Annotated in this window: 1 protein-coding gene; it reads right to left on the reverse strand. The window is 41.2% G+C overall.

All coding sequences use genetic code 11. The features are described from left to right. A partial coding sequence (locus tag H5154_RS23210; protein ID WP_182719779.1) for a DDE-type integrase/transposase/recombinase occupies positions 1-388 on the reverse strand: 388 nt, incomplete at both ends.

Below are 388 nucleotides of genomic sequence, written 5' to 3' on the forward strand. Positions count from 1 at the left end.
CAAATGGCTTTTCTGGGTAGTCTGAGCGATATTTTAACGTTTTAAATAATGACTCCGAATAGGGATTATCATTACTCACTGACGGGCGACTAAACGACGGTACAATGCCTAATTCTTGCAAGGTAGCCAATAATGTAGCGCCTTTCATTGGGCTGCCATTATCCGAATGTAACGTGACTTGCTCTGGCTTTATTTGCTCTCGACTGCAAATATCCGTCATCAAATCAGCCGCTAGCGCACTTAACTGTGTATCGTGAACCTGCCATCCCACAATTTTTCGACTAAAAATATCCATCACTAAATACAAGTATAAAAATTCGCCCTTAACCGTTGTTGGCAAATATGTAATATCCCATGTGTAAATTTCGTTCACACCGGTTGCTGTGAG

This window comes from Pseudoalteromonas sp. SR44-5, assembly GCF_014163675.1.
GTDB classification, from domain to species: domain Bacteria; phylum Pseudomonadota; class Gammaproteobacteria; order Enterobacterales; family Alteromonadaceae; genus Pseudoalteromonas; species Pseudoalteromonas rhizosphaerae.